This window comes from Bacillus bruguierae, assembly GCF_037104725.1.
GTDB lineage: Bacteria > Bacillota > Bacilli > Bacillales > Bacillaceae_G > Bacillus_A > Bacillus_A bruguierae.
The window spans coordinates 44,202-50,590 of the sequence record NZ_JBAWSX010000025.1 but is presented as its reverse complement, the minus strand read 5'-3'; the positions used below and the strand labels follow the sequence as shown (position 1 = coordinate 50,590).

8 protein-coding genes and 1 rRNA gene are annotated in these 6,389 nt (G+C 38.0%); all 9 read right to left on the bottom strand.

Annotated features, from left to right (window positions below):
• Nucleotides 1-124: ribosomal RNA gene (locus WAZ07_RS24680) — 16S ribosomal RNA — on the bottom strand; the annotation flags it as partial.
• 281 nt (nt 125-405) lie between these two features.
• On the bottom strand, nt 406-1,905 hold the full coding sequence (gene lysS, locus WAZ07_RS24675; RefSeq protein WP_336474521.1) for a lysine--tRNA ligase: 1,500 nt from the start codon (nt 1,903-1,905) through the stop codon (nt 406-408).
• 165 nt (nt 1,906-2,070) lie between these two features.
• Entirely contained in the window at nt 2,071-3,069 is a 999-nt protein-coding gene (gene dusB, locus WAZ07_RS24670) for a tRNA dihydrouridine synthase DusB (RefSeq protein WP_336474520.1), read from the bottom strand.
• A gap of 23 nt (nt 3,070-3,092) precedes the next feature.
• Nucleotides 3,093-3,296, bottom strand: a complete 204-nt coding sequence (locus tag WAZ07_RS24665; protein WP_090918164.1) for a helix-turn-helix domain-containing protein — start codon at nt 3,294-3,296, stop codon at nt 3,093-3,095.
• A complete protein-coding gene (gene folK, locus WAZ07_RS24660; RefSeq protein ID WP_336474519.1) occupies nt 3,248-3,763 on the bottom strand; it encodes a 2-amino-4-hydroxy-6-hydroxymethyldihydropteridine diphosphokinase in 516 nt (171 codons plus the stop codon). The genes WAZ07_RS24665 and folK overlap by 49 nt, the downstream gene beginning before the upstream one ends.
• Nucleotides 3,760-4,122, bottom strand: a complete 363-nt coding sequence (folB, locus tag WAZ07_RS24655) for a dihydroneopterin aldolase (protein ID WP_020062127.1) — start codon at nt 4,120-4,122, stop codon at nt 3,760-3,762. Before folB ends, folK begins: the two co-directional genes overlap by 4 nt.
• 5 nt (nt 4,123-4,127) lie before the next feature.
• The gene (gene folP / locus WAZ07_RS24650; RefSeq protein ID WP_336474518.1) at nt 4,128-4,961 is read right to left on the bottom strand and encodes a dihydropteroate synthase; all 834 of its coding nucleotides are present in this window, start codon (nt 4,959-4,961) and stop codon (nt 4,128-4,130) included.
• The gene (pabC, locus tag WAZ07_RS24645; RefSeq protein WP_336474517.1) at nt 4,951-5,808 is read right to left on the bottom strand and encodes an aminodeoxychorismate lyase; all 858 of its coding nucleotides are present in this window, start codon (nt 5,806-5,808) and stop codon (nt 4,951-4,953) included. Before pabC ends, folP begins: the two co-directional genes overlap by 11 nt.
• Nucleotides 5,802-6,389, bottom strand: a complete 588-nt coding sequence (pabA, locus tag WAZ07_RS24640) for an aminodeoxychorismate/anthranilate synthase component II (RefSeq protein WP_336474516.1) — start codon at nt 6,387-6,389, stop codon at nt 5,802-5,804. The genes pabC and pabA overlap by 7 nt, the downstream gene beginning before the upstream one ends.

The window sequence follows — 6,389 nt, the reverse complement described above, 5'->3', positions numbered from 1 at the left end:
TACGTGTTACTCACCCGTCCGCCGCTAACTTCTTAAGAGCAAGCTCTTAATCGGTTCGCTCGACTTGCATGTATTAGGCACGCCGCCAGCGTTCATCCTGAGCCAGGATCAAACTCTCCAATAAAGTGTTTGTCTAGCATCATAAATAAAAATTGACGTTTCACGTTGTTTGTTTCGTTCAGTTTTCAAAGAACTCATCTGCCGCTCAAAGCGACTTTATCAATATAACATTTCGTTATTTCTCTGTCAACAACTTTTTTTATTTCCAAGTTGTTAACCTCGTTGCCGTTCGTGACAACGAATATAAATATACCAGTTCATAAATTAAAATGCAATAGTTTTTTATAACTTTTTTCACCTTATAAAATAATAGAAAAAGAAAAGCTTTGGAGAGGACTCCAAAGCTTAGTCTTGTTTATGTCTCATTGCAGGGAATAGTAATATGTCACGAATAGACGGCGCATTCGTTAATAACATAACAAGACGATCAATACCGATTCCTAACCCACCTGTAGGAGGCATACCATACTCAAGTGCTTCAATATAATCATCATCCATCATGTGCGCTTCATCATTACCTTGTTCACGCTCTTTTAACTGCGCTTCGAAACGTTCTTTTTGATCGATTGGATCATTTAATTCTGTAAATGCATTCGCATGTTCGCGAGCAACAATAAATAACTCAAAACGATCTGTAAAGCGTGGATCTTCCTCATTCTTTTTCGCAAGAGGAGAAATTTCCACCGGATGACCATAAATAAATGTAGGTTGAATTAAATGCTCTTCTACTTTTTGCTCGAAGAACTCATTAATAATATGACCAACTTCCATTGTATCTTTAATTTCTACACCATGCTCTTTCGCTAATGCACGAGCTTCCTCTACACTCATTGGATTCCAGAAATCTGCTCCAGAGTATTGTTTGATTGCATCTACCATGTGCAGTCTTGTCCACTCTGGCTCTAAATTAATTTCATATTCACCATACGGAATCGTCGTTGTACCTAAAACTTCTTTTGCGATATGAGCAACCATGTTTTCTGTTAACTTCATAATATCTTTATAATCTGCATACGCTTCATATAATTCAATCATCGTAAATTCAGGGTTATGACGAGTTGATACACCTTCATTACGGAATACGCGACCAATTTCGTATACTTTCTCTAATCCACCTACAATTAGGCGTTTTAAATGCAACTCAATTGCAATACGCATATAGAATTCCATATCTAACGCATTGTGATGCGTAATAAACGGACGCGCAGATGCTCCGCCTGCAATTGCATGCAACATTGGCGTTTCTACCTCTAGATAACCATTGTTATCTAAATATCTTCTCATCTCACGGATGATTTTACTACGAGTTACAAACGCTTCACGACTTTCCATGCTCGTAATTAAATCTAAGTAACGTTGACGGTAACGTTGTTCAACATCTTTTAGTCCATGATATTTATCAGGAAGTGGACGAAGAGATTTTGTTAGTAGAGTAAAACCAGTTGCTTTAACTGAAAGTTCTCCAACTTTTGTTTTAAATACTTTCCCTTCAATTCCTACTAGGTCACCTAAGTCAGCTGTATTAAACAGTCCATACTGCTCATCACCAACTGTATCTTTGCGAACATAAATTTGAACTTGGCCATGTAAATCTTGGATATGCGCAAATCCCGCTTTCCCTTTACCGCGCTTTGTCATAATACGACCAGCAATTGAAACAGAGATTTCTTTCTCTTCTAACTCTTCTTTAGAAAGTTCTCCATACAAACTTAACAATTCTTTCGTTGAATGCGTACGTTCAAAACGTTTACCAAATGGATCGATTCCTTGTTCACGTAAGTTATGTAGCTTCTCGCGACGAACGAGCAATTGGTCATTTAATTCTTCGTGGTTCATGTTATCCATGGTATTGATATCACTCCAGCTCTATTAAAATTTACAATATATATAGTATATCATTTTCTATCCAACTAGAAAAACTGCCAGCAACGCGCTGGCAGTTCTTATTTCTTAGACGTAATTATAGGTAGTAAAAACCGGAATGTCAAACACCCCTTCTATTACTTACCATTATCCAACTTGAATAGATTTTTGTTTCGCTTCTACTTCTTCTACAAATGATGTCAATAAAGACGCAAGATCGGCACGTGTATTACAACTATTAATTTCATTGCGCACTATAGCGTTACCACGAACACCTTTTAAGTACCACGCCGCATGTTTGCGCATTTCTCGAACTGCGATGTTTTCATTTTTCAAATCAATGAGACGATCTAAATGCAACATACATACATCAATTTTTTCGCGCACAGATGGCTCCGGCATTAATTCACCCGTTTCTAAATATTTCACTGTGCGGTAAATCATCCACGGATCACCAAGTGCCGCACGCCCAATCATTACACCATCTACACCAATTTCATCTAACATGCGCTTAGCATCTTGCGGCGTTTCTACATCACCATTTCCGATAACAGGAATATTGACAGCTTGTTTTACTTGCTTAATAATATTCCAATCCGCTTTTCCTTCATACATTTGAACACGAGTACGACCATGAACAGCAATTGCTTGACCGCCTGCACGTTCAACTGCCTGAGCATTTTCAATCGCAAAAATATGATCTTCATCCCAACCGATACGCATCTTTACCGTTACTGGCTTCTCAACTGCATCTACTACCGCTGCTACCATTTCGTACACTTTATTTGGATCAAGCAGCCACTTTGCACCTGCATCACATTTTGTGATTTTCGGCACCGGACATCCCATATTAATATCGATAATATCCGCTGTTGTATTTTTATCTACATATTTCGCAGCCTCTACAAGCGTTTCTTTTTCTCCGCCAAAAATTTGCAGGCTTAATGGTTTTTCTCTCTCATCAATATATAACATATCTAACGTTTTTTGATTGTTAAACAAAATCGCCTTATCACTTACCATTTCCGCACATACTAATCCCGCACCAAATTCTTTCACCGTTAAACGAAATGCAGAGTTACATACTCCTGCCATTGGCGCTAGCACAACCGGATTTTTCATTTCAATGTTTGCAATCTTTAACACTCGATTGCCTCCCTTCGGTATCCCTACTTCGGCATTAATTCTTCTATTGAAACTTTTAACGTTTTTGCAACCTCTACAACAAAATCCCGAGACGGAACTCGATTTCCCCTCTCAACTTCACCTAAAACAGATACAGATACCCCTAATTCTTTCGCGAATCCCTCTTGTGTATAGCCTTTTAATTTACGAAAAGCGCGAATGCGTCTTCCCCATTTCTCTGCTTCCATACCGTTACTCCCTCTCGCCTTTTCATTTCTTCTACTTGTGAACGTGAAATGTTTCGGTTAATTTCTTGATTAATCTCCATCAACGGAACGATAACAAAAGCTCTTTCAAACATCCGCGGATGCGGAACAATAAGATTCTCTGCTTCAATATTTTCGTGATTATAGAGCAATATGTCAAGGTCAATGGTACGAGGTCCCCATTTGATTTCCCTTTTTCTTCCTAACCCATTCTCCACTTTTTGTGTCACCATCAATAATTCTTGAGGCAATAAATTGGTAGAAATTTTTATAACTAAATTTAAAAAACGATCTTGTTCTGTAAACCCAACCGGATCCGTTTCATAAACAGATGATACATCCTCAATTTCAATAGCTGGATGCGCACCCAACAGCTCTATCGCTTGTGATAAATACATATAGCGCTCATCCATATTCGAACCTAAAGCAATATAAACTACATTATTCATGAACGCCCTCTCTCAATCTCAACCGCCACCGCACGGTAATGTCCCGGAATTGGCGGATCTGGTTTAATAACTTTTACAATACAATTCATAATACAATCGTAACGTTCTAATATATCCGCTGCAATATTTTCTGCAATACTTTCTACAAGCTTATACGTTTTCTCTTCTACAACACATCTACATAACTCATATAACTCTCCGTAATTCACGGAATGCTCTAAGTTATCACTCATTCCCGCTCGCTTTAAATCTAGCTCTACCGTTAGATCCACTTTAAATCGCTGCCCCAGCTTATTTTCTTCAGGGAATACACCATGATAACCGTAAAACTCCATATCATGAACAAAAATTTTATCCAAACTATTTACCCCCTCAACATAACGTCCATCATCTTCGCCATGCGGGACATCTCTTTCACATCATGAACGCGTACAATTTCACAACCTTTTTGAATACCAAGACAAACCGTTGCACCAGTTCCTTCTAAGCGTTCTTCTACTGGTAAATCTAAAGCATGACCAATAAATGATTTTCGAGAGGTTCCAAGAAGAAGTTGATATCCCAATACTTTCAACTGCTCTAGATTTCGCATTACTTCTAAATTTTGCTCAAATGTTTTTGCAAATCCTATACCTGGATCTAAAATAATATTCTCATCACGTACACCTGCACGTTTCGCAATTGTAATACTTTCATACAGGTCAGCAACCATATCGGCCATCAAATTTCGATAATTTGTATTATCACGGTTATGCATCAAAATAATTGGTACATTGTAATGAGCGGCTACCTTCGCAATTTCCGGTTCTGCTTTCGCTCCCCAAACATCGTTAATAATACATGCTCCTGCTTCAATAGCTTGTTTTGCAACCTCCGCTTTGTATGTATCAATAGATATAGGAACATCTACTGCTTGCGATACAGCTCGAACCATCGGTAAAACACGTTGTAATTCTTCTTCTTCTGATACTTTAGCAAAACCAGGACGCGTAGACTCTCCGCCAATATCAATAATATGCGCACCGTTCATCACCATCTCTTTTGCATGACGGACAGCTGCTTCCACTTCATTATAATTACCACCATCAGAAAAAGAGTCAGGTGTAACATTCAAAATCCCCATAATGAATGTCTTTTCATTTAAATTCAATGTATATTCACCGCACTGCATATTAGACATCTCCTTTTCACAATTCATTTCTGCTCCAAAGCTTTTCACGATACGTTTCATATACACGCAAAAACTTAGTTGTAATTAATCCTTCTTTACCCGGGAAATGCACTTCTCCAATGCACCAAATCGGGACAATTTCCTGAATAGAATTCGTAACAAATACTTCATCAGCTGCAAGTAACTCTTTCTGTAAGAATAATCCCTCTCTTACCTTGACCCCCAATGTTTCAGCAGCTGCTAATATAAAAGCACGAGTAATCCCATTTAAAATCCCAGTTTGTAGTGACGGTGTATACAATATGTCATTTTTCACAAAAAAAAGGTTCGAAACAATCCCTTCCGCAACATACCCTTCTTTTGTAAGAAAAATTCCTTCTTTCGAAGTTGTATTCCCAATCTCACGTTTCCCCAAAATATTATTTAAATAATGATGTGACTTTAAACGAAACTCCCCTTCTGGTGTATTGCGTGTTTGTCTTAAAATGACTCCTTCTTTTTCTACTACATCACTAGGAGCCGATAAAGGTTTTATAAAAACAATAACAGAAGGCTCTTCATACATATCTGTCTGCAAGCCAATCTCTCCGCTACCTGCAGACACGTTAAAACGAACATACGCATTTTGCAAATGATTTCTTACCATTAACTCTTTTAAAATGCTCTTTACATCTTCTTTTGTCATTTTCCGCGCAATATGTAATGACGAAAGAGCGGTCATAAGCCGCTCATAATGATCATCTAATAAGAAAGGGTGCTCGTTGTAAATACGGAACGTTTCAAATACACCAAGACCATATAAATATCCATGATCATAAGGAGAAATTTTAGCTTCACTCGCCTCTACAAATGAACCGTTCACATAAATTAACATACAGAAGTACTCCGGTTGTAATGACGGATGAAGTTTTGCAGCAATTCCTTACCATGGGAAGTCATAATAGATTCTGGATGGAATTGTACACCTTCAATTGGTAATGTTTTATGACGAAGCGCCATAATCTCTCCTTCCTCTGTCCAAGATGTTACTTCCAAACACTCTGGTAATGTTTCTTTTTTTACAATTAAAGAATGGTAACGCGTTGCCGTAAATGGACTTGGAATATCAACAAAGATTGTTTTCTCATCATGATGCATTAAGGACGTTTTCCCGTGCATCAAACGCTCCGCACGAACAACATCCCCTCCAAATACTTGAGCAATAGATTGATGCCCTAAACAAACACCAAAAATCGGGATTTTCCCTGCAAAATGACGAATCACATCCATACTAATCCCTGCTTCATTCGGACTACACGGTCCAGGAGAAATCATTAAGAAATCAGGCTGCATTTGTTCAATATCTTCAATTGTAATTTCATCGTTACGTTCGACGATAAGTTCTTGTCCTAGCTCTCCGAGAAATTGCACTAAATTAAACGTAAAGGAATCATAATTATCAATCATTAATATCAT